The 25,112-nt window shown below is 70.0% G+C and carries 20 protein-coding genes; 11 read left to right on the top strand and 9 right to left on the bottom strand.

Annotated features, from left to right (window positions below; all coding sequences use genetic code 11):
• Positions 1-55 precede the first annotated feature (55 nt).
• From OG746_RS16845 to OG746_RS16810, 8 genes are all read right to left on the bottom strand, one after another.
• The gene (locus OG746_RS16845; RefSeq protein ID WP_266715429.1) at positions 56-1,402 is read right to left on the bottom strand and encodes a M20/M25/M40 family metallo-hydrolase; all 1,347 of its coding nucleotides are present in this window, start codon (positions 1,400-1,402) and stop codon (positions 56-58) included.
• Positions 1,395-2,228, bottom strand: coding sequence for a M55 family metallopeptidase (locus OG746_RS16840; RefSeq protein WP_266715428.1), 834 nt, complete (start codon positions 2,226-2,228; stop codon positions 1,395-1,397). The genes OG746_RS16845 and OG746_RS16840 overlap by 8 nt, the downstream gene beginning before the upstream one ends.
• Positions 2,229-2,355: 127 nt before the next feature.
• Positions 2,356-3,081 carry a class I SAM-dependent methyltransferase gene (locus tag OG746_RS16835; protein WP_266715427.1) on the bottom strand — a complete coding sequence of 242 codons (726 nt, stop codon included), beginning with the start codon at positions 3,079-3,081 and terminating at the stop codon, positions 2,356-2,358.
• An 85-nt stretch (positions 3,082-3,166) separates the two neighbouring features.
• On the bottom strand, positions 3,167-5,548 hold the full coding sequence (locus OG746_RS16830; RefSeq protein ID WP_266715426.1) for an ATP-binding SpoIIE family protein phosphatase: 2,382 nt from the start codon (positions 5,546-5,548) through the stop codon (positions 3,167-3,169).
• A 1,753-nt stretch (positions 5,549-7,301) separates the two neighbouring features.
• The gene (locus OG746_RS16825; RefSeq protein WP_266715425.1) at positions 7,302-7,439 is read right to left on the bottom strand and encodes a hypothetical protein; all 138 of its coding nucleotides are present in this window, start codon (positions 7,437-7,439) and stop codon (positions 7,302-7,304) included.
• A gap of 3 nt (positions 7,440-7,442) precedes the next feature.
• Positions 7,443-7,568, bottom strand: coding sequence for a hypothetical protein (locus OG746_RS16820; protein ID WP_266715424.1), 126 nt, complete (start codon positions 7,566-7,568; stop codon positions 7,443-7,445).
• A 504-nt stretch (positions 7,569-8,072) separates the two neighbouring features.
• Complete coding sequence (locus OG746_RS16815; RefSeq protein WP_266715423.1) at positions 8,073-10,478, bottom strand: MFS transporter; 2,406 nt, start codon at positions 10,476-10,478, stop codon at positions 8,073-8,075.
• Positions 10,479-10,700: 222 nt separating this feature from the next.
• A complete protein-coding gene (locus OG746_RS16810) occupies positions 10,701-11,144 on the bottom strand; it encodes an SRPBCC family protein (RefSeq protein ID WP_266715422.1) in 444 nt (147 codons plus the stop codon).
• A gap of 248 nt (positions 11,145-11,392) precedes the next feature.
• Here OG746_RS16810 and OG746_RS16805 point away from each other — a divergent pair, with 248 nt between their 5' ends.
• Together OG746_RS16805 and OG746_RS16800 are read left to right on the top strand one after the other, a co-directional pair.
• Positions 11,393-12,436, top strand: coding sequence for an Rv2578c family radical SAM protein (locus OG746_RS16805; RefSeq protein WP_266715421.1), 1,044 nt, complete (start codon positions 11,393-11,395; stop codon positions 12,434-12,436).
• A gap of 26 nt (positions 12,437-12,462) precedes the next feature.
• Positions 12,463-12,861 carry a RidA family protein gene (locus tag OG746_RS16800; RefSeq protein ID WP_266719003.1) on the top strand — a complete coding sequence of 133 codons (399 nt, stop codon included), beginning with the start codon at positions 12,463-12,465 and terminating at the stop codon, positions 12,859-12,861.
• Positions 12,862-12,918: 57 nt separating this feature from the next.
• Here OG746_RS16800 and OG746_RS16795 read toward each other — a convergent pair whose 3' ends face one another.
• A complete protein-coding gene (locus tag OG746_RS16795; RefSeq protein ID WP_266715420.1) occupies positions 12,919-13,491 on the bottom strand; it encodes an adenylosuccinate lyase in 573 nt (190 codons plus the stop codon).
• 365 nt (positions 13,492-13,856) lie between these two features.
• On the opposite strand from OG746_RS16795, the gene OG746_RS16790 reads away from it, so the two are divergent.
• The 9 genes from OG746_RS16790 to pssA all read left to right on the top strand — a co-directional run bounded on the left by OG746_RS16790 (position 13,857) and on the right by pssA (position 24,828).
• Positions 13,857-15,647 (top strand): 3-hydroxyacyl-CoA dehydrogenase family protein, encoded by a 1,791-nt coding sequence (locus tag OG746_RS16790; RefSeq protein WP_266715419.1) that lies wholly within the window; start codon positions 13,857-13,859, stop codon positions 15,645-15,647.
• 85 nt (positions 15,648-15,732) lie between these two features.
• Complete coding sequence (locus OG746_RS16785; RefSeq protein WP_443063230.1) at positions 15,733-16,557, top strand: TetR family transcriptional regulator; 825 nt, start codon at positions 15,733-15,735, stop codon at positions 16,555-16,557.
• Positions 16,558-17,036: 479 nt separating this feature from the next.
• Entirely contained in the window at positions 17,037-18,374 is a 1,338-nt protein-coding gene (gene ccrA / locus OG746_RS16780; RefSeq protein WP_266715417.1) for a crotonyl-CoA carboxylase/reductase, read from the top strand.
• A 34-nt stretch (positions 18,375-18,408) separates the two neighbouring features.
• On the top strand, positions 18,409-20,457 hold the full coding sequence (locus OG746_RS16775) for an ethylmalonyl-CoA mutase (protein ID WP_266715416.1): 2,049 nt from the start codon (positions 18,409-18,411) through the stop codon (positions 20,455-20,457).
• Entirely contained in the window at positions 20,454-21,416 is a 963-nt protein-coding gene (locus tag OG746_RS16770; protein WP_266715415.1) for an HpcH/HpaI aldolase/citrate lyase family protein, read from the top strand. The genes OG746_RS16775 and OG746_RS16770 overlap by 4 nt, the downstream gene beginning before the upstream one ends.
• 5 nt (positions 21,417-21,421) lie before the next feature.
• The gene (locus tag OG746_RS16765; protein ID WP_266715414.1) at positions 21,422-21,934 is read left to right on the top strand and encodes a MaoC family dehydratase; all 513 of its coding nucleotides are present in this window, start codon (positions 21,422-21,424) and stop codon (positions 21,932-21,934) included.
• Positions 21,935-21,936: 2 nt separating this feature from the next.
• A complete protein-coding gene (locus OG746_RS16760; RefSeq protein WP_266715413.1) occupies positions 21,937-23,142 on the top strand; it encodes an acyl-CoA dehydrogenase family protein in 1,206 nt (401 codons plus the stop codon).
• Between the two features lie 194 nt (positions 23,143-23,336).
• Positions 23,337-23,993 carry a phosphatidylserine decarboxylase gene (locus OG746_RS16755; RefSeq protein ID WP_266715412.1) on the top strand — a complete coding sequence of 219 codons (657 nt, stop codon included), beginning with the start codon at positions 23,337-23,339 and terminating at the stop codon, positions 23,991-23,993.
• Between the two features lie 31 nt (positions 23,994-24,024).
• A complete protein-coding gene (pssA, locus tag OG746_RS16750; RefSeq protein WP_266715411.1) occupies positions 24,025-24,828 on the top strand; it encodes a CDP-diacylglycerol--serine O-phosphatidyltransferase in 804 nt (267 codons plus the stop codon).
• Positions 24,829-25,112 lie beyond the last annotated feature (284 nt).

Genomic DNA, 25,112 nt, shown 5'->3' with positions numbered 1-25,112 from the left:
TCTTTTCCTAGTCCGTGTCCCTGCGGGTGTTTCTACTGATACGTGTGCGGGCGCTTCAGGCCGTGCGCAGGAATCTGTCGAGCACGCGTACCCCGAAGTGCAGCGCCTCCACCGGAACCCGCTCGTCCACGCCGTGGAACAGCGCCTGGTAGTCGAAGCCCTCGGGCAGCTTGAGCGGGGCGAAGCCGTAGCCCGTGATGCCGAGCCGGGAGAACTGCTTGGCGTCCGTGCCGCCCGACATGCAGTACGGGACGACGTGGCCCTCGGGCGCGAACTCCTCGACGGCCGCGCGCATCCGCGCGTACGTGGGCGAGTCGACCGGCGCCTGCAGCGCGACCTCGCGGTGGTGGTACTCCCAGTCGACGTCGGGCCCGGTGAGCCGGTCGAGGGTGGCCTTGAACTCGTCCTCGCCGCCCGCCAGATAGCGCCCGTCGACGTACGCCGCGGCCTCCCCCGGAATCACGTTGATCTTGTAACCGGCGGACAGCATCGTCGGGTTGGCGCTGTTGCGGACGGTCGGCTCGACCAGGTCGGCGGCCGGGCCCAGCGCCGCGAGCAGCGCGTCCACGTCGAAGTCCGGCGCGTCCACGTCGGCCCGGATGCCGTACAGCGCGGCCATCTCGGTCAGCGCGGCGCGCACTGTCGGCGTGAGCCGCACCGGCCACTCGTGCTCGTCGATACGGGCGACCGCGGCGGCGAGCCGGCCCACCGCGTTCGCCTTGTTGACCTTGGAGCCGTGGCCCGCCTTGCCGCGCGCGGTGAGCTTCAGCCAGCCGGTGCCGCGCTCCCCCGCCGCGATCGGGTACAGCTGCTTGCCGCTGCCGTCGTGGAAGGTGAAGGCGCCGGACTCGCTGATCCCTTCCGTACAGCCCTCGAAGAGACCGGGGTGCTGGTCGGCGAGGAAGCCCGAGCCGTCCTCTGCGCTGGCCTCCTCGTCGGCGGTGAAGGCGATGACGATGTCGCGCCGGGGCCGGAATCCGACGCGCGCCCACTGGCGTACGGTCGCCAGGATCATCGCGTCCATGTTCTTCATGTCGACCGCGCCGCGGCCCCACACGACGCCGTCGCGCACCTCGCCGGAGAACGGGTCCACGCTCCAGTCGGCCGCCTCGGCGGGCACGACGTCCAGGTGGCCGTGGACGAGCAGAGCGTCGGCGGTGGGGTCGGTGCCCTCGATGCGGGCGACGACATTGCCGCGGCCCGCGGTGCGCTCCAGGATCGTCGGCTTCAGGTTCGCCTCGGACAGCTTCTCTGCCGCGTACTCGGCGGCGGGCCGCTCCTGGCAGTCGCCCCCGCCGCGGTTCGTGGTGTCGATGCGGATCAACTCGGAGGTGAACGCGACGACCTCGTCCAGCGCCTGCCGGTCCACGCCCCCCAGGGTTGGCACGGTCTGCTCAGCCATACTGTTCCTCCACCGCGGCCGAGGCGATCGTGGTGACCGCCTTGAAGGTGCGGATGCCCTCGTACATGGTCTCGTGGGTGTACGCGATCCTGCGCTCGCCGATCTGCTGGACGCCCGGCACGACGGTCGACGCCATGGCGAGGTGCTCGGCGTCGAACTCCACCTGGATCGTGAACGGCCCGCCCCGCACCGGCTCGTGGCGCACCGCTATCGACGCGGCGTCCTTCGCGGCGGCCCGGATGTCGGCGGCGGTCCGCGCGGGGGTGCGGCACACGGCCGCGTACCGGGAGACGTGGTCCTTGACGGCGACCTTGCGGGCCTCGGGCGCGTACCCGAGCGCGTCGTCGCACGCGTGGTCGTCGCCGGTGACGAGGACGACGGGCACCCCGTACTCGGCCACCACATGCGCGTTCAGCAGGCCTTCGCTCGCGCGCATATCGTTGACCCAGACGCCCGTGATCTGGTTCGCCAGGTAGGTGTGCGCGAGCACACCCTCCATGCCGGCGCCCGCGTGATAGCCGATGAACGCGATGGCGTCGACGTCGCCGTGCTGGACGCCCTCCACCATGGACAGTGACTTGTGCCGCCCGGTGAGCATCTGCACCCGCTCGTCGAGCTGTTCGAGCAGCAGATTGCGCATCGTCCAGTGCGCCTCGTTGATCAGCACCTCGTCGGCGCCGCCGTCGAAGAAACCGAGCGCCGCCGCGTTCACATCCGACGTGAACATGGAACGGCAGCGCTCCCACTGCGGTGTGCCGGGGAGGACGTCCGCGGGCCACGTCACGCCCGTGGCACCCTCCATGTCGGCGCTGATGAGGATCTTCATGGCCAGAACGGTACGCGGATCCGGCCAGGACGCACCAGACCTGTGGATAACTCTCACTGGTGTATACCAATTTCCCACCCGTTGAGAGGAGTTCTCGCTCGTCAGCGCGTTGCGGCGGCACCCGGAATTAGTCTGACCGGCCCACCACCAGCCATGTCGAGGGCAGCTCGATGCGACCGCCGTCGGCCGAGAAATCCGTCGTCACGAGCGGCAGCTCCCCCGCGGCGAGCACCGAGAGGCCCGCCGCCGCCACGTACTCCGGCACCACCTCGTCCGAGACCTCGCCGGGCGCGATGCCGTGCGAGAACACCTCGCCCAGCTTGGGCGGCGGCCCTGCCGGTCCCGTCGCGAGCTCCTCCAGGATCGGCCGCGCCCGCTCCGACAGCTCGACCACGAAGCCGCGCCCGCGCTCGCCGACGAGCGCCGCGATCGCGTCGACGAGCAACTGCCGGTCGGTGGGCTCGCTCTGATGCAGCACGCCTCGCATATAGACGTTGACGTCGCCCAACTCGGCGTGCAGGGAGCCCATTTGGTCGTTGTCGGTGGCGTCGAGCTCCCGGTAGTCGGCCTGTCCCGCAGGATCGGCCTCGCGGGCCCGGCCGAGGGCGGCCGCCGACAGGTCGGCGCCGACGACTCTCGGATAGCGGTCGGCGAGGAAGCGGGTCTGCGTGCCGTTCCCGCAGCCGAGGTCAAGCATCGGCAGGTCCGGCGCCGCCAACTCCGGCTCGAAAAGGGCGAGATGAAGCCCCGCCGTGACAGCGGGCTCGGAGTCCCAGAAGACACCTCCCGGCTCGGGCGAGGCGTCCTCCCAGAAGCTCTCCCACGCTTCCTTGTAGCGCTCGCTCACGCTCATGGAGCCCTCCCCAGGGTGCGGCAGCCGAAGTGTCAGCTCGGTCTACCGCTCCGGGACACGCCCCACAAGAACGCCGTACGCACCTTCACCGAGACGACGCGGAAAGTTCGAACCACACGGTCTTTCCCGTCGCCGTGCGACTCGTGCCCCACGCGCGCGAGAGCCGCGCCACCACACGAAGCCCCCTCCCGAACTCGTCGCCGGGCTCCGCGCTGAGCAACGTCGGCAGCGCATGCTCGGTGTCCTCGACCTCGCACAGCAGCGTCCCCGAGCGCACCAGGCGCAACTGCACAGGGCCGCCGCGCGCATGACGTACGGCATTGCTGACGAGTTCGCTCACGATCAGTTCCGCGGAGTCCGAGATCCCCGACAGGCGCCACCGCGCGAGCCGCTCGCGTACGAGACCACGCGCGCGTGGCACCTCGGCGGGCTCCGGGGCGAAGGTCCAGTGGGCGACGTCGTCCGCCTCGAACCCGTTGAGCCGCGCGAGCAGCAGGGCCACGTCGTCCTTGCGGCCGCCCCTCGTGGCCAGCGAACGGATGATGGTGTCGCAGGCGTCGTCCATGGAGGCGGCCGGGTGGGCGGCGGACTCGCAGAGCGTCGCGAGCCCCACGCCGATGTCCTCGCCGCGCACCTCGACCAGGCCGTCCGTGCACATCACCAGGCGGTCGCCGGGCGCGACCGGGACCCGTACGGATTCGAACGGCACGCCGCCGACGCCGATCGGGGCGCCCGTGGGCAGTTCGAGCAGTTCACTGCCACCGTCGGCGGCGCGCACCAGAACGGGCGGGATGTGCCCGGCGTTGGCGAGGTGCAGCTCACCGACGATGGGGTCGTAGACGGCGTACAGGCACGTCGCCAGATAGTTGTCGCCGAGCCGCTGAGCCAAGTCGTCCAGATTGCGCAGGAGTTGAGCGGGTGGCAGGTCGAGCGCCGCCATGGTCTGCACGGCGGTCCTCAACTGCCCCATCATCGCCGCGGAGTTGAGCCCGTGCCCCATCACGTCACCGACGACGAGCGCGGTGCGCGCGCCCGGCAGCTTGATGGAGTCGAACCAGTCGCCGCCGACCCGCCCGAGCAGCGTGCCCGGCAGATAGCGGGTGGCGATGTCGCAGCCCGGCATGTGCGGCTCGATCTGCGGCAGCATGCTGTCCTGGAGCGTTTCGGCGACGGCCTCCTGGTAGGTGTACATGCGCGCGTTGTCGAGTACGAGGCCGGCCCGCGCGGCGAGTTCGGCGCCGGTCACGCGGTCCATGTCGTTGAAGACGGGCCGCTCCTGGTGGCGCAGGAGAATCATGAAACCGAGCACCACATTGCGCGCCTTCAGCGGCACCACCAGCATCGACCGGTGGTTGATCAGTGGTCGGATGTCGCGCTTCTCAAACTGCGACGCGATCGCGTTGCCCATCTCCTCCGAGATGTACGGCACGAGGACCGGGTCGCCGCTGGTCATGCACTGGAAGAACGGCGTGTGCACCGGGAACGGCATGGACTCGCCGACCGGTACGACATCGTCCCAGCGGCCCGGCTCGTCGGTGTGCTCCAGGGCGACGCGGTGCCACATCGTGGTGGCGTCGGGCGCGCCCTCGGGGAAGCCCTCACCCGCGACGACCTGCTCACGCAAATACGTGCCTGCCACATCGGTGAAGCGGGGCACGACCGCGCGGCTGACCTCGACGATGGTGCGGGACAGGTCGAGGGACGAACCGATGCGCCCGCTCACCTCGTTGAGGAATTCGAGGCGGTCGCGCACGGCCGCGTATTCGAGGTCCTCCGCGGTGTCGGCGTCGTCGAGCGGTGCGCGTGGGGAGGGCACGCCCAGCGCGGTGGCGCGGGCGGTCTGCGCGCGGCGCGCCTTGCGTTCGGTACGCCGGGAGACGCCCCAGTCCGCGGTAACAGGAACCTGTTCATGCTGACTGAACTCGAGTACCGGATAACCGAGTTCGAGCACCTGCGACACGATCCGGGCGCTCTCGGCGACGCTCATGCTCGGCAGGATCTCGGGCAGCTTGCGGGCGAGTTCGTCGGCCGCGGGGAAGTCCGTGTGCAGCGCGAACGCGGGGGCTATCCGCTCGACCCCCGACCCCTCGTCGCCGCCCAACTTCTGGGCGTCGGCGGCCAGTACGAGCAGTCGCTCGGGGCCCGGGCCCACCAGGGGGTACGCCCACCACAGGACGTCGATACGGTCGCGGGGCTCCGCGCTGGTGTCGAGGCGGGCGCGTCCCGCGGCCGGGTAGGACAGCTGGCCGCCGAGCGACTCCTCCAAGTCGTGCGGCGCGGGGCTCTCTTGCGGGAGCGCGCCGGAGACCGGCAGGAGGTCGGCGGCGGGGCGGCCCACCGCGTCCTCCTTCGGCGGGCCGAAGAGGCGGCGGGCGCCGCTGCTCCAGTGCGAGACGCGGCCCGCGTGGTCGATCACCACGACGGCGAGCGGGACGCGGCCCTGCGGGGCTTGACCGGTGCCGTCCATCGCCGCGTTCCTTCCCTCCGGCGCGCCGGGGGTGCGCGCCGCCTCTTTCCACGGTACGGCTCCGCCGGTTGGCGGGTGGCTTCTTGCCGGTAATTACGTCATGGGCCTTGACGCCATGGGCCCCTGCGGCCCTGCGGGTCCACGGCCTCGGGGGTCAATCGGCGGCGGAGCTGATCGTGCCGAACCGGGGTTACGGCCTCGGGGCTCTGCCCCGGCCCCCGCGCCTCAATCGCCGGCGGGGCTGATTTCGCCGAACCGGCGTTACGGACACGGGGCTCCGCCCCGGACCCCGCGTCTCAATCGCCGACGGGGCTTGATGTGCTCGGCCCCCACGTGACTCACGGTCTGCCGTGCCCCGCGCCACGGGGCTCCGCCCCGAACCCCGCGAGTCTCGTCCCAGCGCGGGGCTTGAAATGCCCACCCGCCGCAGGGGTTTGGGGGCCCACCCGGCACGGGGCTCGAGGGTGCCGTCGCTGCCTAGGGGCTTGAGGGCCGCGACCGTCGTGGCGCTTGAGGAGCCTCCACCATCGTGGCGTTTGAGGGGCCGCGACCGTCGTGGCGCTCGAGGGCCGACACCGTCGTGGCGTTTGAGGGGCCGCGACCGCCGTGGGGCTTGAGGGGCCGCCCTCGCCGTGGCGCTTGAAATGCCCGCCGTTGGCCCGCCCATCTCCCACCCACCCGCCCCCTCCGGGGGCGTCGGCCCGACGGAGGCCGCGCCACGCCTTGGGCGATCCGCCGGCAGGCACGGCTCCCACCCGTGACGGCGAGGGGCGCCCCCGCCCTGGGCAATCCGCCGCAGGCACGGCACCCCACCCCAGGCGGCCGACCACCACCGCCTTGGGCAATCCGCCGCAGGCACGGCACCCCACCTGAGACGGTCGGCCACCACCGCCTTGGGCGATCCGGCGGCGGCCGCGGCTCCTCACCCGTTGGGGTCGACGCCACCCCCGCCTCGGGCAACCCGCCGCAAGCACGGCTCCCCACCCGAGACGGTCGGCCACCACCGCCTTGAGCAACCCGCTGGCAGCCACGGCTCCCCACCCGTTGCGGTCGACGCCACCCCCGCCTCGGGCAACCCGCCGCGAACACGGCTCCCCACCCCAGGCCGTCGGCCGTCGCCGCCTTGGGCAATCTGCCGCCTGGGGCGGCAGGGTGGGCAAGGCGGCACCCCGGTGCAGCACACCCCTCACAGCAGGCACCGCCCCGGCGCAGCCTGGACGGGGCGGTGCCGCGGAGCGGAACCGGGGAGGTCGACCACGGAAAGGCCCCGGTGCCGCGCACCTGACACGCCAGGACCACGGGGGCCAAAGCCCCCCGGAGCGGGCGGGCGGGAGATGAGCCAGCCGCTCAGCCCCAACGCTGCCGCGCAACGGCGCCAGAGGGCCGACCACAGCAAGGCCCCAGTGCTGCGCGGGGGCCGAAGCCCCGGGTGGGGATGGGCATGCGGCGCAGCCTGAACGGGGCGGTGCCACGCGACGAGGCCGAGAGGGCCGAGCACGGCACGCTCCCGGTGCCGCGCACCCGTCACGCCAGGGACACGGGGGCCAAAGCCCCCGGAGGAGGCGGGCGGGTGGGAGATGAGCCAGCGGCGCAACCTGGACGGGGTGGTGCCGCGAAGCGGGCACGCCCGGACAACCGGGGCGAAGCCCCAGGTGGGGTGGCGATGGGCCGGCGGCACAGCCTGAGCGGGACGGGGACGTGCAGCGAGGACGGGAGGGCCGACCACGACAAGGAGCCCGATGCCGCGCATCTGTCACGCCCGGACCACGGGGGCCGAAGCCCCGGAGCGGGCGGCCGGATGGGAGATGAGCCAGCGGCGCAGCTTGAACGGGACGGGGACGTGCAGCGGGGCCGAGAGGGCCGACCAGGGCAAAGTCCCGGTGCTGCGCATCTGTTACGCCAGGACGACGGAGGCCGAAGCCCCCGGATGGGAGATGAGCCAGCGGCGCAGCTTGAACGGAACGGTGCCGTGCAGCGGGGCCGAGAGGGCCGACCACGGCAAAGTCCCGGTGCTGCGCATCTGTCACGCCGGGGCAGCGGAGGCCGAAGCCCCCGGGTGGGAAGTGGGCCGGCGGCACGGTCTGAACGGAACGGTGCCGCGCACCCCTCACAGCAGGCCCCGCCCCGACGCAGCAACCGGCCCCCGGACGGGCCGAAGCCCCCGGAGGGGGCGGGCGGGTGGGAGATGACCGGGTACCGGCACAGCCGGAGAGGGCACGGGGCCGTACAGCCGGGACGGCAGGGCCCACCACGGCAAGGGCCCGATGCCGCGCACCTGCCTACGCCAGGGCAACGGAGGCCGAAGCCCCCGGAGGGGGCGGGTGGGTGGGAGATGGCCGGGCACCGGCGCAGCCGGAGAGGGGACGGGGACGTTCAGCGGGGACGGGCGGGCCCACCACGGCAAGGGCCCGGTGCCGCGCATCTGGCACGCCCGGAACACGGCGGCCGACGCCCCGCGTGGGAGATGGGGCCGCGGCGCAGGCCGAACGGGACCGTGCCGCGCAGCCCCGCGCCCGGCCCGACGTCAGTCCTCGTGCCCCAGCTGAAGGTCACGCTCCGTGCGCCCCCCACCCGCCACCTGAAGGACCGTCGCCACCGGCGGGTAACCCGCCGCGATCACCGTGTACTCGCCGGACGCCAGGTCCACGAAGCGGAACGTGCCGTCCGGGCCCGTCGTCAGCGTGTCCACCACGTTGCCCGCGACATCGAGCAACGTCACCCGCGCATCCTCCACCGGACGACCACCACCCGCCCGCACCGTCCCCCTCAGCATGGCTCCGCCCGCGAGCTCCACGTCCTGGCGGGTCTCGCGGGAGGCCATCACCGTCACCGGCAGCGCGGCCGGCCTGAACGCGGGGGCGCTGGCCGCCAGGGTGTACTCGCCGGCGACCAACTCCGTGATGACGTAGCCGCCTTCGCGGCCGGAGCGCGTCGTCGACACCACTTCACCGTGCACGTTAGTCAACGTAACGATCGCTTCGCGTACGGGAGTTCCGTCCGCCGTGAGCACCGATCCGGCCAGGCGACCCGCGCCGCCGAGGACCACGTCGAGGTCGACCGGGCGCTCGCCGACCGTGACCGTCACGGCCTGCGGCTGGTGGCCACCGGCCGCCGCGATCAGGACGTAGGACCCCGTACCCGGCGTCGCGAGCGCGTAGCGACCGTCGTCGCCGCTCGCGCCGCGGCCGATCTGGGAGCCGCCCACGTCGATGAGGGTGAGCGCGGCGCGCGGCACCGGCGTGCCGTCGGAGTGCCGTACGGTCCCGCAGACCGGGAGCCCGGCGGCGTATCCGGAGGTGCGCTCCTGCGCGGGAATGACATGGGCCTCGGAGCCGACGGAGCCGGCGGAACTGGACAACAGCGGTGTCTCCTTGAGGAAGAAGGCGAGGAGCAGGCCAAGGACGAGGACCGGCACCAGGTAGAGGAAGATCCGGGGCATCGCGTCGGCGTATGCCTCGATGTACGGGGTGCGCAGCGCCGCGGGCATCGCGTGCACGAGCTGCGGGGTGATGGACTCGGCGTCGGGCAGCCGCCCGCCGCTGGGGACGCGGTCGGCGAGGGAGTCGGCGAGCCGGTTCGCGAAGAGCGTGCCGAAGATCGCGGCGCCCACGCTGCCGCCGATCTGCCGGAAGTAGTTGTTGGCGCTGGTGGCGGTGCCGAGGTCCGAGGCGCGTACGGAGTTCTGCACGGCGAGCACGAGGACCGGCATGATCAGGCCGATGCCTGCGCCCAACACGGCCATGTAGACGCTGTATTCGAGGCGCGGGGTGTCCACTTCGAGGCGGGAGAGCAGATACATGCCCGCCGTGGACAGCGCGCCGCCGAGGATCGGGTAGAGCTTGTAGCGGCCCGTGTGGCTGATGAGTTGGCCGGAGACGATGGAGGCGATGACCACCCCGCCCATCATGGGCAGCATCAGCAGGCCCGACTCGGTGGCCGACGCCCCGTCGACCATCTGGAGGAACGTCGGCAGATAGCTCGCCGCGCCGAACAGCGCGACGCCCACGACCATGCCGACGAGCCCGCTGACGTTGAACACTGAGTCGCGGAACAGCCGCAGCGGGATGAGGGGTTCGGCGGCGAACTTCTCGGCGAGGAGGAACAGAAGCGTCGAGGCGAAGGCGCCCGCGCCGAGCCCGATGATGACGCGGTCGCCCCACTCGTACTCGGTCCCGCCCCAACTGGTCAGCAGCACAAGGCAGGTGGAGGCGGCGGCCAGCAACAGCGCGCCCATGACGTCGAGTCGAGCCTTCTTCGTCGGCTTGGGGAGCTTGAGGACGACCGCCGTCACCGCGAGGGTGAGCAGGCCGAACGGGACGTTGATGTAGAAGCACCAGCGCCAGGACAGATGGTCGGTGAAGTAGCCGCCGAGCAGCGGGCCCGCGACCGAGGCGAGGCCGAACGCGGCGCCGATCAGGCCCATGTAGCGACCGCGTTCGCGCGGCGGCACGATGTCGCCGATGATCGCCTGTACGCCGATCATGAGTCCGCCCGCGCCGACGCCCTGGAGGGCGCGGAACGCGATGAGTTGGTCCATCGTCTGCGCGCGGCCCGCGAGCGCGGAGCCGACGATGAAGACGACGATCGCGAACTGGAAGACGCCCTTGCGGCCGAAGAGGTCGCCGAGCTTTCCGTAGACCGGCAGGCCGATGGTGGAGGTCAGCAGGTAGGCGGTGATCGCCCAGGACATCTTGTCCAGGCCGTGCAGTTCGCCGACGATCCGGGGCAGCGCCGTGGCGACGATCATCTGCTCGAGGGCGGCGAGCAGCAGCGCCAGCATCAGGCCGACGAAGACCATGCGCACGCGGCGCGGGCTGAGCCCGTGGCCGGGCAACTCGGCGGGCTCCGCGGGCCGTTGCGGCTCCGGCGGGTGGTCGGGTGGGGCCACCGGATCCCCGACCGGATCGGTCACCAGCGTCACCGTGCCCACCTGAAGCTCCCCTCGTCGCCCTTGCGCGGCCATTTCTCGCATTACGCGACAACTGGGAGCAAGCGCGACGAGTCGCTGTTCAGGTGGGCCGGATCGACGTATCCGCCGGTAGGAGCCCTACGGCGTACAACGGCGGCAGAACGAGAACCACTCGAAACGGTGAGCGGCGAATCAGTGCGCGAGGGTCACAACGCGAGCCTCACAACTGCCCGCCCACGCGGGTTACTTCTCGACCTGGGCGGCCAGCCCCTCGAGCACGGCGTCGTAGATGCGGCCGAGACCCTTGGGGGCGAAGGTCTTCTCGAAGAAGCCGCCGATGCCGCCCGCACCGTTCCACACGGTCGTGACGGTGACGCGCGACTGGCCTTCACCGGCCGGCGTGACGCGCCACGTCGTGACCATGGAGGAGTTGCGGTCCGTCTCGACGAGCTCGCCGTCGGTCGGCTCGGTCACGTCGAGCAGGCAGTCGCGCACGCGCTTGCTGGTGGCCTGGAGCTTCCAGTGCACGAGCGTGCCCTCGCCGTCACCGCCCTCGCGCACCTCGTACTCACTGAAGTGCTCGGGCAGCATCTTCGCGCGCGTGCCGCTGTAGTCGGCGAGGGCGTCGAAGACGTCGTCCGGCTTCGCGGCGACGACACGTTCCATGGTGGCCTCGACCTGCGCCATGACACTTCCTCCAGCAATTGGTTCTTCAGGGACCGCCCGGGCCGCCGGGCAGACGGGAGCGTGACGACCGACCCATGGGCGGTGTCAAGCCAACCACCCTCCGTACCGGCCGCCCAAATCGGGGCCGGACCCCGGCCACACCTGCTACGTAGGGCGTTCACACGGGGGCCGTACGGGGATCGCACCGGGTTCGCACGATCAAGGGAACATGTGTTCTATTCTGTGGTCAGTGCTACCGAGGAGGCGTCATGCGCTGGGAGAACCTCACGGACGAACCCGCCGACCATGGGCGAGCCCGGGATGCCGCGCTGTTCGGCGCGGACGCGGTCGTGAGCCGCACATTCGACACCCCTGAATTCGCAGGCGTGACGTTCCACGAGATCCGGGCCCGGTCGATCGTGAACCGGGTGCCGGGGGCGTCCCGGATGCCGTTCGAGTGGACCGTCAACCCGTACCGCGGCTGCACTCACGCGTGCGTCTACTGCTTCGCCCGCAACACCCACCGCTATCTGGACCTCGACACCGGGCTCGGCTTCGACAGTCAGATCGTGGTGAAGATGAACGCGCCGCAGCTGCTGCGCCACCACCTCGCCTCGCGCCGCTGGCACGGCGAGCACATCGCGATGGGCACGAACGTCGACTGCTATCAACGGGCCGAGGGTCGCTACCAGTTGATGCCCGGCATTATCGAGGCGCTGCGCGACTTCGCGAACCCGTTCTCGATCCTGACGAAGGGCACGCTGATCCTGCGCGACCTGCCGGTCCTTCGCCAGGCGGCGGAGGTGACGGACGTCGGGATCTCGGTCTCGGTCGGCTTCGTGGACCGCGAGCTGTGGCGCACCGTCGAGCCGGGCACGCCCGCGCCCGAGCGCCGCCTCGATGTCGTACGCGCCCTCACCGACGCGGGGATCGGCTGCGGGGTCCTGATGGCCCCGGTGATCCCCTTCCTCGGCGACCACCCTGATCAGCTGCGGGCGACGGTCCGCGCCATCGCCCAGGCGGGCGCGACGTCCGTGACCCCGCTGGTGCTGCATCTGCGCCCCGGCGCCCGCGAGTGGTTCATGGGGTGGCTGGCGCAGCACCACCCGCACCTGGTGCGCCGCTACGAGCGGCTGTACGCGGAGGGCGCCTACGCCCCGAAGTGGTACCAGCGCCGCGTGACCCGCCAAGTCCACGAGCTGGCCGAGGAGTTCGGCATCGGCCCGTCCCGGGCGGCCGCGCCCCGACGCATCCCCGCCCGCGAGGAGGAGCCGGCCCCCGAGCCGGCGCCGACCCAGCTCACACTGCTGTGAGGATGGAACCCATGACACATGAACCCATGACACACCTCACCCACATCCCCACCCCCGACGGCGTCGCGCCGGCCGCCGCCTACAGCCACGTGGTCATGGGCAGTGGTCGCTTCATCGCCGTGTCCGGTCAGCTCGCCCTCGACGAGAAGGGCGAACTGGTCGGCGCGGGCGACCCGTTGGCGCAGGCGCGGCAGGTGTTCGAGAATCTGCGCCGGTGCCTGGCGGCGGCGGGGGCGTCCTTCGACGACGTGGTGAAGGTGACGTACTTCGTGACGGACGTGGCCCATATGCCGGCCGTGCGGCAGGCCCGCGACGAGTTCCTGGACCCGGCCCGGCTGCCCGCCGCCTCCGCGGTGCAGGTCGCGTCGCTGGTGTCGCCGGACTTCCTGATGGAGATCGAGGCCCTGGCCGTCACGCCGGAGTAGGGCCCGACCCGAACGACAGGCCCCAGCCGCCCCGCCCGCCCCTGCGGCAGCCCCGCCTCACCCCTGCGGCAGCCTCGCCAGCGCCGCCTCCGCCGCCATCGCGAGGCGCTGGTGCGTGGCCGCCTCTTTCAGTACCTCGCGGGCCCGCGGGTCGGCGAGGCTGCCCAGGCCCTCCACGCAGGCGAGGGCCACCTTCCGGTACGGGTCGTGCGGGACGAGGCGGCGACGGAGCGTGGCGATCAGGGCCGGGGCCGACTCCGGGGCGCGGAGCTGGGTGAGGAGGCGGATGGGGTGCAGGGCGTAGGCGACGCGCAGCTCGTTCGTCGCCAGAGCGGCGGCCGCCCGCGCCGTACGCGGGTCGTCGAGCGCGGCCAGCGCCTGCGCCGCCGCGGCACAGCGCTGCGGGTCACGGTGGTTGAGCAGCAGGACGAGGGATTCGAAGGCGCGGCCGTCGCCCGCCATGCCGAGCCGGTACGCCGCCAGTTCCCGCGCCCACAGCGGCTGCTGCGGCGCGGTCAGCACCGCCGCCAGCTCATCCCGGTCGTGGGAGGCGGCCAGCTGCTCGAACGCGGGCGTTCCGCCGGATTCCTTCCGGATGCGTTCCGTTACCGTTCGCGACTCTTCGTCCATGACGTCGAGGGTAGACGCGCACGGCCTGCGGCGACGTAGATCACAGCGACCTTTCAACGGCGAGGGCTGGCGCGCTCATTACTCGCTGGTTAAGCTCAGGTGAGCGGGGCATACTTCCCGCAGCACCGCTCGCGGCGGCCTGGTGACGCAGCCGTCGTGAGTGTCAGTCGGTTCGGTACCCGTGTGTACCGCAGTACGGCTCGGCCCCGGGACAGGGCCGCCGGTTCGATTCAACTCCCGCACCGCCCACACCCGTTGGCAGCACGCGCAGCTCACACAGCTCGCGCAGTTCATTCCTGCCCGGTTCGCGTGCGTGCGGCGGATCAGTCGCAGCAGTCCTCACCCTCATTTTCTGGAGTCCCCAGATGGACGCTCCCCTGTCCCGTATCTCAACTGTGGCCGTCGTCGGCCTCGGCACGATGGGCACCGGCATCGCCGAGGTCCTGGCCCGTGCCGGGCGCGAGGTCGTCGGCATCGACATCAGCGAGTCCGCCACCGCGCAGGCCGTGGCGTCCATGGAGGCCTCGACGGCGCGTGCGGTGCGCCGCGAGCACCTCACCGAGCAGCAGCGGGCGGACCTGCTCGCCCGCTTCCGTACGTTCACCGATCTGCAGGCCGCGGCCGAGGCCGACCTGGTGATCGAGGTCGTCCCGGAGTCGTACGAGATCAAGCAGCAGGTCTTCCGCGAACTCGACGGCGTCGTGCGCCCCGACACCATCCTCGCGACCGGCACCAACGCGCTCTCGGTGACCCGGCTCGCCGCCGATTCGGCGCGGCCCGAGCGCGTCATCGGCCTGCACTTCTTCAACCCGGCGCCGGCGATGAAGCTCGTCGAGGTGGTCTCCAGCGTGCTCACCGCGCCGGCCGCCGTCGCCACCGTCACCGATCTCGCCATCGAGCTGGGCAAGGACCCGGTGGCGGTGGGCGACCGGCCCGGCTTCGTCGCCGACGGGCTGCTTTTCGGCTACCTCAACCAGGCCGCCGCGATGTACGAGGCCAAGTACGCCTCGCGCGAGGACATCGACTCCGCGATGAAGCTGGGCTGCGGGCTGCCGATGGGCCCGCTCGCCCTGCTCGACCTGATCGGCGTCGACACCGCGCGTACGGTGCTCGACGCCATGTACTCGGAGTCGCACGACCGGCTGCACGCCCCCGCCCCGATCCTCAAGCAGCTCAGCGAGGCGGGTCTGACCGGGCGCAAGGCGGGCCGTGGTTTCTACACGTACGAGGCGCCGGGCAGCTCCGTCGTGGTGCGCGACGCGCTGACGCCGCTGAGCGACTCCCTCACGGGGCCCTCCCGCACTGTGCGCTCCGTCGGCGTCGCGGGCTCGGGGACGATGGCGTCCGGGATCGCCGAGGTGTTCGCGAAGGCCGGGTACGACGTGGTGCTCGCGGCCCGCAGCGAGGAGAAGGCGGAGGCGGCCAAGTCCCGTATCGCCAAGTCGCTCCGGCGCTCCGTCGACAAGGGCCGGATGACCGCGGAGAACGCCGAGGACACGCTCGGGCGCATCTCCCCCGCCGGTTCCTACGACGCGTTCGCCGATGTCGATCTGGCACTGGAGGCCGTCGCCGAGGACCTGGACGTCAAGCGGCAGCTGTTCGCGACGTTCGACAAGGTCTGCAAGCCCGGCGCGATCCTCGCGACCACGACCTCCTCGCTGCCCGTCGTCGCCTGCGCCCGCGCCACCTCGCGCCCGCAGGACGTCATCGGCATGCACTTCTTCAATCCGGCGCCGGCCATGAAGCTGGTCGAGGTCGTGCGCACGGTGCTCACGTCCGACGAGGTGCACGCCACCGTCCGCGAGCTGACCCGCAAGGTCCGCAAGCACCCCGTGGACTGCGGGGACCGGGCCGGGTTCATCGTGAACGCGCTGCTCTTCCCGTACCTGAACAACGCGATCAAGATGGTCGAGGAGCACTACGCCTCGCTCGACGACATCGACGCCGCGATGAAGCTCGGCGGCGGCTACCCGATGGGCCCGTTCGAACTCCTCGACGTGGTCGGCCTGGACGTCTCGCTCGCCATCGAGCGCGTCCTGCACCGCGAGTTCCGCGACCCGGGCCTCGCCCCCGCACCGCTCCTGGAGCACCTGGTGGCCGCGGGCTGCCTCGGCCGCAAGACGGGCCGTGGTTTCCGCGAATATGCCAAGCGCTGATTCGGTCGGGGAGGCGGAATCCGGTTGGGGTGGGCTGCTCGGGGAGTCGGGCGGCCCGCTGACCGGGGCACCACCGGGCACGTACATGCAGTACGTTCGGGTCATGCCCAAGGCCGACCAGTCCACTCGTACCTCCGCCACGCCCGACGCTCCGGAGAGCGCCGCGGGCAATCGGGCCGCCGCCCAGCGGCTCAAGATGCGCCGCGAGCTGGCGGCCGCGGCGATGGAACTCTTCGCCACGAAGGGGTACGAGGCGACGACGGTCGACGAGATCGCCGCGACGGCCGGGGTCGCCCGGCGCACGTTCTTCCGCCACTTCCGCTCCAAGGAAGAGGCGATCTTCCCGGACCACGACGACACCCTGGTGCGCGCGGAGGCCGTCCTGAACGCGGCGCCGCCCCTGGAGCACCCGCTGGACACGGTCTGCCGGGGCATCAAGGAAGTCATGAAGATGTACGCGGCGTCGCCGACGGTGGCGGTGGCCCGCTACCAGCTGACCCGCGAGGTGCCGACGCTGCGCGAGGCCGAGATCGCCTCGGTGGCCCGCTACGAGCGCCTGTTCACCCGCTATCTCCTGGGCCACTTCGACGAGCAGGCCCACCACGACGGCAACGACGACCCGTTGCTCGCCGAGGTGGCCGCCTCCGCCGTCGTCACGGCCCACAACCACGTGCTGCGCCGCTGGCTGCGGGCCGGCGGCCAGGGCGACGTCGAGACCCAGCTCGACCACGCCTTCGCCATCGTGCGCCGCACGTTCGGCACCGGCATCGGCGCGGGCCGCACCCCGGCCGCGCCCTCGGCCCCCGCGCAGGTCTCGCAGAACGGCGAGGTCCTGGTGACGGTGGCGCGCACGGACGCGCCGCTGCCGGAGGTCATGCGCACGATCGAAGAGGCCCTCAGGAACCGGTAGCGGGGCCGCCGCTTCCAAGGCGCCTCACCTGGCACGCAGTGCCAGGTGAGGCGCCTTTTGCGTTCCCCTTCCACACCGCCACCGGCCGCGGCGATCGATCATCGATCCTTTCCACGCCCGGAAACCCGCCCCTGACCTCGCCTGATCGATCATCGCTCACTTGAACAACAAAAAATTCACCTGAGCGAAATTAATGGCACGCAGTGCCTTGTGTGTTGTCACGGCGTGCCATACGTTGAAGGTGTCCGGGCGGCCGGCGCATGGAAAACTTCCGTGCGAGGGCTGTCCCCGCGAGGCACGTACGACCGTGATTCGCGCGCCCGGACGCCTGCGTCACAGGCAACCTTCCGCGCCACACCCAGCGCTGCCACAGCACCACCCCGCCGAACCGACGGCACACACCCTCACCGCACCACCGCAGCCATCAGCCACACCCGACTCAGCGTTCCCCTCAGACGCTCACCGCCGGAGGCACCACCGTGAAGGACATCCTGGACGCGATTCAGTCGCAGACCGCCACGTCTGCCGACTTCGCCGCCATGCCGATCCCCGACTCGTACCGCGCGATCACCGTGCACAAGGACGAGACGGAGATGTTCGCCGGGCTCGAGACCCGCGAGAAGGACCCGCGCAAGTCGATCCACCTGGACGATGTGCCGGTTCCCGAGCTCGGCCCCGGCGAGGCGCTCGTCGCCGTCATGGCCTCCTCCGTGAACTACAACTCCGTCTGGACCTCGATCTTCGAGCCGATGGCGACCTTCGGATTCCTGGAGCGCTACGGCAAGTTGAGCGAACTGACGAAGCGTCACGACCTGCCGTACCACATCATCGGCTCCGACCTCGCCGGCGTCGTGCTGCGAACCGGCCCCGGCGTGAACGCCTGGCACCCGGGCGACGAGGTCGTCGCGCACTGCCTCAGCGTCGAGCTGGAGTCGAGCGACGGGCACAACGACACGATGCTCGACCCCGAGCAGCGCATCTGGGGCTTCGAGACCAACTTCGGCGGCCTCGCCGAGATCGCGCTCGTGAAGTCCAACCAGCTGATGCCGAAGCCGGACCACCTCAGCTGGGAGGAGGCCGCCGCTCCCGGCCTCGTGAACTCCACCGCGTACCGCCAGCTGGTGTCCCGCAACGGCGCCGGAATGAAGCAGGGCGACAACGTCCTCATCTGGGGCGCCTCGGGTGGACTCGGCAGTTACGCCACGCAGTTCGCGCTCGCCGGCGGCGCCAACCCCATCTGTGTCGTCAGCAGCGAGCAGAAGGCCGACATCTGCCGGGCCATGGGCGCCGACGCGATCATCGACCGGAACGCCGAGGGCTACAAGTTCTGGAAGGACGAGCACAACCAGGACCCGCGCGAGTGGAAGCGGTTCGGCAAGCGGATCCGCGAACTCACCGGCGGCGAGGACGTCGACATCGTCTTCGAGCACCCCGGCCGCGAGACCTTCGGCGCCTCCGTCTACGTCACGCGCAAGGGCGGCACCATCGTCACCTGTGCCTCGACCTCCGGCTACAACCACGAGTACGACAACCGCTACCTGTGGATGTCCCTGAAGCGCATCATCGGCTCGCACTTCGCCAACTACCGCGAGGCGTGGGAGGCCAACCGCCTGATCGCCAAGGGCAAGATCCACCCGACGCTGTCGAAGGTCTACTCCCTGGAGGACACCGGCCAGGCCGCGTACGACGTGCACCGCAACCTCCACCAGGGCAAGGTCGGCGTCCTCGCGCTCGCCCCCGAGGAGGGCCTCGGCGTGCGCGACCACGAGAAGCGGGCGCAGCACATCGACGCCATCAACCGGTTCCGGAACGTCTGACCTTCCGTCTGAACTCCCGTAGGAGACAGTGCAGATGACTGAGCGCCAGAAGGACCGGCCGTGGCTGATGCGCACGTACGCCGGTCACTCCACGGCCGAGGCGTCCAACGAGCTGTACCGGAACAACCTCGCCAAGGGGCAGACGGGTCTGTCGGTCGCCTTCGACCTGCCGACCCAGACCGGCTACGACCCCGACCACATCCTCGCCCGCGGCGAGGTCGGCCGGGTCGGCGTCCCGGTGTCCCATCTCGGTGACATGCGGCGGCTGTTCCAGGACATCCCGCTGGAGCAGATGAACACCTCGATGACCATCAACGCCACCGCCATGTGGACCCTGGCGCTCTATCAGGTCGTCGCGGAGGAGCAGGGCGCGGACATCGCGGCGCTCCAGGGAACGACGCAGAACGACATCGTCAAGGAGTACCTGTCGCGGGGCACGCACGTGTTCCCTCCGGGCCCCTCGCTCCGGCTCACGACCGACATGATCACGTACACGGTCGCCAACATGCCGAAGTGGAACCCGATCAACATCTGCAGCTACCACCTCCAGGAGGCGGGGGCCACTCCGGTCCAGGAGATCGCCTACGCGATGTCCACCGCCATCGCGGTTCTCGATGCCGTACGCGACTCAGGGCAGGTCCCCGAGGAGAAGTTCGGGGACGTCGTGGCCCGCATCTCCTTCTTCGTGAACGCGGGAGTCCGCTTCATCGAGGAGATGTGCAAGATGCGGGCGTTCGGGCGGATCTGGGACCAGATCACGCGCGAGCGGTACGGCATCGAGAACGCGAAGCAGCGCCGCTTCCGGTACGGGGTGCAGGTCAACTCCCTCGGCCTGACCGAGGCCCAGCCGGAGAACAACGTCCAGCGGATCGTGCTCGAGATGCTGGCCGTGACGCTCTCCAAGGACGCGCGCGCCCGCGCCGTCCAACTCCCCGCCTGGAACGAGGCGTTGGGCCTCCCCCGGCCCTGGGACCAGCAGTGGTCCCTGCGCATCCAGCAGGTCCTCGCCCACGAGAGCGACCTGTTGGAGTACGAGGACATCTTCGCGGGCTCGCACGTCATCGAGAAGAAGGTCGACGAGCTGGTCGCCGAGTCCTTCGCCGAGATCGACCGGATCCAGGAGATGGGCGGCGCCATGGCCGCCGTCGAGTCCGGCTACCTCAAGTCGCAGCTCGTCTCCTCGCACGCGGAGCGCCGCGCGCGGATCGAGGCCGGCGAGGAGAAGATCGTCGGCGTGAACGTCTACGAGTCGACCGAGCCGAACCCGCTCACCGCCGACCTGGACACCGCGATCATGACGGTGGACCACGACGTCGAGGCGCGGGTCGTCCGGGCCATCGGTGACTGGCGTACGACGCGTGAGGAGTCCTCCGACCGGCAGGGCATGGGCGATCCGTTCCACTACCCGACCACCGGGCAGGCGCTCGACCGCCTCAAGGAGGCCGCGGTCGGCACGGAGAACCTCATGGAGGCCACCCTCGAATGCGCCCGCGCCGGGGTCACGACCGGCGAGTGGGCCGCGGCCCTGCGCGAGGTGTTCGGCGAGTTCCGCGCCCCCACGGGCGTCTCGTCGGCGCCGGTCGCGGTCACCGCCGAGGAGGGCACGCCGATGGCCGAGGTCCGCGAGAAGGTCCGCCGCACCGGTGACGAAATGGGCGGCAAGCTCCGCCTCCTGGTCGGCAAGCCGGGCCTCGACGGACACTCCAACGGCGCCGAGCAGATCGCCGTACGGGCCCGCGACGCCGGGTTCGAGGTGGTCTACCAGGGCATCCGGCTCACGCCCGAACAGATCGTGTCCGCCGCGCTCGCCGAGGACGTGCACTGCGTCGGCCTGTCGATCCTGTCCGGTTCGCACGCCGAGCTGGTGCCCGACGTGCTCGCCCGCCTGCGTGAGGCGGGCGCCACCGACATCCCCGTGATCGTCGGGGGCATCATCCCGAATGCCGATGCCGCAGACCTGAAGCGGGCGGGTGTGGCCGCCGTCTTCACCCCCAAGGACTTCGGCATCACGGAGATCATCGGCCGTATCGTCGACGAGATCCGCACAGCGAACCACCTCGACCCACTGGAGGTCCCCGCATGACCCAGGTCAACCGCCTTCGCCCGCGCCGTTCCTGCCTCGCCGTGCCCGGCTCGAACCCCCGCTTCCTGGAGAAGGCCCAGGGCCTCGACGCCGACCAGGTCTTCCTCGACCTGGAGGACGCCTGCGCCCCGCTCGCCAAGCCGGAGGCGCGGCACACCATCGTCAAGTTCCTCAACGAGGGCGACTGGACGGGCAAGACGCGCGTCGTGCGGGTCAACGACTGGACGACCGAGTGGACATACCGCGACGTCGTGACCGTCGTCGAGGGCGCGGGCCAGAACCTCGACTGCATCATGCTGCCGAAGGTGCAGAACGCCGAGCAGGTCGTCGCCCTCGACCTCCTCCTCACCCAGATCGAGAAGACGATGGGCTTCGAGGTCGGCAAGATCGGCATCGAGGCGCAGATCGAGAACGCGCAGGGCCTCAACAACGTCAACGCGATCGCCGAGGCCTCGCCGCGCACCGAGACCATCATCTTCGGCCCGGCCGACTTCATGGCCTCCATCAACATGAAGTCCCTGGTCGTCGGCGAGCAGCCGCCCGGCTACGGCGCCGACGCGTACCACTACATCCTGATGAAGATCCTTATGGCGGCCCGCGCGAACGACCTCCAGGCGATCGACGGCCCCTACCTGCAGATCAAGAACGTCGACGGCTTCCGCGAGGTCGCGGGCCGCGCCGCCGCGCTCGGCTTCGACGGCAAGTGGGTCCTGCACCCCGGCCAGGTCGAGGCCGCCAACGAGGTCTTCTCGCCCTCCCAGGAGGACTACGACCACGCCGAGCTGATCCTGGACGCGTACGACTACTGCACGTCCGAGGCCGGCGGCAAGAAGGGCTCCGCGATGCTCGGCGACGAGATGATCGACGAGGCCAGCCGGAAGATGGCGCTCGTCATCTCCGGGAAGGGACGTGCGGCCGGCATGCAGCGCACGTCGAAGTTCGAGATCCCGGAGGCGTAGCGAGAATGCAGTTCGGCCGCACTTACGAAGAGTTCACCGTCGGGGACGTCTACAAGCACTGGCCCGGAAAAACGGTCACCGAGTACGACGACCATCTCTTCTGTCTCCTGACGATGAACCATCACCCGCTCCACATGGACTCGAACTATGCGGAGAAGACGACGGACTTCGGCAAGAACGTCGTCGTCGGGAACTACATCTACTCGCTCCTCCTCGGGATGTCCGTGCCCGATGTGTCGGGCAAGGCGATCGCCAACCTGGAGATCGAGTCGCTCAAGCACGTGGCGCCGACCTTCCACGGCGACACCATCTACGGCGAGACCACGGTCCTGGACAAGACTCCGTCCAAGTCGAAATCGGACCGCGGCATCGTCTACGTGGAGACCAAGGGCTACAAGCAGGACGGCACGCTCGTCTGCATCTTCCGCCGCAAGGTGATGGTGCCCACCGAGACGTACATCAAGGAACGCGGCGGCGAGCAGCCCGGCCGTCCAGAACTCAAGCAGCAGGAGAAGTAGCCATGAGCCGACTCGCCCAGACCGCCGGTCTCACGGACGTGCAGCAGGAAATTCTGTCCACCGTCAGGGACTTCGTCGACAAAGAGATCCTCCCGGTCGCGACCGAACTCGAGCACCGCGACGAGTACCCGCAGCAGATCGTCGACGGGCTCAAGGAGTTGGGCCTGTTCGGGCTCATGATTCCCGAGGAGTACGGGGGTCTGGGCGAGTCACTGCTCACATATGCGCTGTGCGTGGAGGAGATAGCGCGCGGCTGGATGTCGGTCTCCGGCATCATCAACACCCACTTCATCGTCGCCTACATGCTCAAGCAGCACGGGACGCAGGAGCAGAAGGACCACTTCCTGCCCCGCATGGCGCTCGGCGAGGTGCGCGGCGCATTCTCCATGTCCGAACCGGGACTTGGCTCCGACGTGTCGGCCATCACGTCAAAGGCGGTTAAGGACGGCGACAGTTACCTTCTGAACGGCCAGAAGATGTGGCTGACGAACGGTGGTTCGTCAACGCTTGTGGCGGTTCTCACGCGAAGTGATGAAGGTCACCCGGAGGGCTCCGCGCCGCACAAGTCGATGACGACGTTCCTCGTGGAGAAGGAACCCGGTTTCGGTGAGGTCCGTCCGGGCCTGACCATCCCCGGAAAGATCGACAAGATGGGGTACAAGGGCGTCGACACGACCGAACTCATCATGGATGACCTGCGCATTCCGGCCAATCGCGTATTGGGCGGGGAGACCGGCCGGGGCTTCTATCAAATGATGGACGGCGTGGAAGTCGGGCGCGTGAATGTCGCCGCGCGTGGCTGTGGCGTCGCACAGCGTGCATTTGAACTGGGTGTCGATTACGCGCAGCAACGGCACACTTTCGGAAAGCCCATCGCGCAGCACCAGGCGATCCAGTTCAAGTTGGCCGAGATGGCCACCAAGGTCGAGGCCGCCCATGCGATGATGGTCAATGCAGCACGCAAAAAGGACTCCGGGGAACGTAACGACCTCGAAGCAGGGATGGCCAAGTACCTGGCCTCCGAATACTGCAAGGAAGTCGTGGAGGACGCGTTCCGGATCCACGGCGGCTACGGCTTCTCCAAGGAGTACGAGATCGAGCGTCTCTACCGCGAGGCACCGATGTTGCTGATCGGCGAAGGTACCGCCGAGATCCAGAAAATGATCATTGGTCGTCGACTCCTCGAGGAGTATCGATCCCAAGGCTGATCCTGGGCAAGATGTCCGTTTACGGGGTGTTTCTTCGCGAAGAAGATCACACCCCGTAGGCGCGCTCCGGGGGATGCCTACCGTCCGATGTGGCTTCCTGGCTTGCCCAGTTGTGGCTCGCAACCGATAGCATCCCCGGAAAAGCCGCCGTCCCCCCGTAAACTGCGCGGCCTCATCCGCTACGAAGGTCATCCATGCCCCACAGCCAAATCTCTGCACCACGCGACGGCGTCCTCAAGGGACGTCTTGCGCGCGGAGCCTCGCCGTGGCTTCTCCCGACCGTCGCCACGGCTGCCCTCAGCCTGGCGCGCTCGCGTCGCTCCAAGAAGGCAGCCGCACTCGCCGTACCGACCACCGCTCTGGCGGCCGGCATGCTGTGGTTCTTCCGCGACCCCGAGCGCGAGATCACCGAGGGCCGGGTCATCTCCCCGGCCGACGGTGTGGTGCAGAGCATCATGCCGTGGAAGGACGGGCGCACCCGCGTCGCGATCTTCATGAGCCCTCTGAACGTGCACGTGAACCGCGCTCCCCTCGCGGGCACCGTGACCTCCGTCGAGCACATCCCCGGCGGCTTCGTCCCGGCGTTCAACAAGGAGAGCGAGAACAACGAGCGCGTCGTCTGGCACTTCGACACCGAGATCGGTGACATCGAGATGATCCAGATCGCCGGCGCCGTCGCCCGCCGCATCGTGCCCTACATCCCCCAGGGCACGAAGGTCGAGCAGGGCGAGCGGATCGGCCTGATCCGCTTCGGTTCGCGTGTCGACATCTACCTTCCCGAGGGCGTCGAGGCCGACGTCGAGGTCGGCCAGAAGACGGTGGCTGGGGTGACCCGAATTGACCGTGACTGACCACGAGACTCCGGCCTGGGCGGACGACGACATGGCGGACGACGCGGAAGAGATGCCGCTGTCGCTTCGCCTGTCGATAGCGGACACCCTGACGCTGGGCAACGCCACGTGCGGCTTCATGGCCGTCTACTTCACGACGACCGGGATCCTGATCCCGCACATCCAGGGCAGCTCGGACTCCGGCATGGCGCGGCACTCCGCCGCGACCGCCGTGATCCTGATGCTCGCCGCCGCGATCTTCGACCTGTTCGACGGTCTGGTGGCGCGCAAGCTGCGGTCCTCGCCGATGGGCGCGGAGCTGGACAACCTGTCGGACCTGATCAGCTTCGGTCTGGCGCCTGCTTACTTTGTGCTGGTTTACGGCATGGTCGCCGATGATGCGCACCAGAGAGTCGCGGCGGTGGGCGCCATCGTGGTGTTGCTGGCGGTGGTGCTGCGGCTTGCGCGGTTCTCGTGCGTGACCGTGAAGGACGGCACGTTCCAGGGGATGCCGTCGCCGTTCGGTGCGCTGACCGTCGTCTCGATCGTGCTGCTCGAGCTGCCCTTCGTGGCGACGCTCCTCGCGATCATCGGTACGGCGTGGCTCATGGTCAGCCGTGTCGAGTACCCGAAGCCGCGGGGGCGGCTCGCGGTGGCGATGCTGGGGTGGATCGTGGCGAGCATGGGGCTCCTCGCGGCCTGGGCGTTCGACGCGCCCGGTGGGCAGCTGCTGCTGGCGACGGGCTGCACGTTGCAGGTCGTGCTCGGCGCCGTGATCCCGCTCTTCGCGACGGCTCGCCGCGTGAACAACTTCCGTGGCAATCGGCGTGAGGCGCGTGCGGCGCAGTTGCCGTAGCCCGGCGGTACGTGTGGGCGGTGGGCCCGAGCCTTTTGGCTCGGGCCCACCGCCTTTTTGTGTGTCACCGGCGCCGTGGTTGCGGCCTCGGGGCTCTGCCCCGGACCCCGCTGCTCAATCGCCGCAGGGGCTGAAAAGATTGGGGCTCTGCCCCATACCCCGCGCCTCAATCGCCGGCGGGGCTTGAAAGACTCAATCGCCACCGGGGCTTGATGGTGCCGTCCCGCCTTGGGCAATCTGCCGCCTTGGGCGGCAGGGTGGGCAAGGCGGCACCCCGGCGCCGG

Origin of the sequence: Streptomyces sp. NBC_01016, assembly GCF_026341035.1 — a bacterium.
Taxonomy (GTDB): domain Bacteria; phylum Actinomycetota; class Actinomycetes; order Streptomycetales; family Streptomycetaceae; genus Streptomyces.
The sequence above is the reverse complement of the archived record's forward strand: the minus strand, read 5'-3'. Positions and strand labels throughout refer to the sequence as shown.

Bases quoted from the DNA above. Each gene is read 5' to 3' on its own strand.
- OG746_RS16770 (WP_266715415.1), top strand. From the start codon at position 20,454: ATGACCCAGGTCAACCGCCTTCGCCCGCGCCGTTCCTGCCTCGCCGTG.
- OG746_RS16795 (WP_266715420.1), bottom strand. From the start codon at position 13,491: ATGGACGAAGAGTCGCGAACGGTAACGGAACGCATCCGGAAGGAATCC.
- OG746_RS16785 (WP_443063230.1), top strand. From the start codon at position 15,733: ATGCAGTACGTTCGGGTCATGCCCAAGGCCGACCAGTCCACTCGTACC.
- OG746_RS16830 (WP_266715426.1), bottom strand. From the start codon at position 5,548: ATGGACGGCACCGGTCAAGCCCCGCAGGGCCGCGTCCCGCTCGCCGTC.
- OG746_RS16805 (WP_266715421.1), top strand. From the start codon at position 11,393: ATGCGCTGGGAGAACCTCACGGACGAACCCGCCGACCATGGGCGAGCC.
- OG746_RS16755 (WP_266715412.1), top strand. From the start codon at position 23,337: ATGCCCCACAGCCAAATCTCTGCACCACGCGACGGCGTCCTCAAGGGA.
- OG746_RS16845 (WP_266715429.1), bottom strand. From the start codon at position 1,402: ATGGCTGAGCAGACCGTGCCAACCCTGGGGGGCGTGGACCGGCAGGCG.
- OG746_RS16760 (WP_266715413.1), top strand. From the start codon at position 21,937: ATGAGCCGACTCGCCCAGACCGCCGGTCTCACGGACGTGCAGCAGGAA.
- OG746_RS16810 (WP_266715422.1), bottom strand. From the start codon at position 11,144: ATGGCGCAGGTCGAGGCCACCATGGAACGTGTCGTCGCCGCGAAGCCG.
- OG746_RS16800 (WP_266719003.1), top strand. From the start codon at position 12,463: ATGACACACCTCACCCACATCCCCACCCCCGACGGCGTCGCGCCGGCC.
- OG746_RS16820 (WP_266715424.1), bottom strand. From the start codon at position 7,568: ATGCGCAGCACCGGGACTTTGCCGTGGTCGGCCCTCTCGGCCCCGCTG.
- OG746_RS16825 (WP_266715425.1), bottom strand. From the start codon at position 7,439: ATGCGCAGCACCGGGACTTTGCCCTGGTCGGCCCTCTCGGCCCCGCTG.
- OG746_RS16835 (WP_266715427.1), bottom strand. From the start codon at position 3,081: ATGAGCGTGAGCGAGCGCTACAAGGAAGCGTGGGAGAGCTTCTGGGAG.
- pssA (WP_266715411.1), top strand. From the start codon at position 24,025: ATGGCGGACGACGCGGAAGAGATGCCGCTGTCGCTTCGCCTGTCGATA.
- OG746_RS16775 (WP_266715416.1), top strand. From the start codon at position 18,409: ATGACTGAGCGCCAGAAGGACCGGCCGTGGCTGATGCGCACGTACGCC.
- OG746_RS16840 (WP_266715428.1), bottom strand. From the start codon at position 2,228: ATGAAGATCCTCATCAGCGCCGACATGGAGGGTGCCACGGGCGTGACG.
- OG746_RS16765 (WP_266715414.1), top strand. From the start codon at position 21,422: ATGCAGTTCGGCCGCACTTACGAAGAGTTCACCGTCGGGGACGTCTAC.
- OG746_RS16790 (WP_266715419.1), top strand. From the start codon at position 13,857: ATGGACGCTCCCCTGTCCCGTATCTCAACTGTGGCCGTCGTCGGCCTC.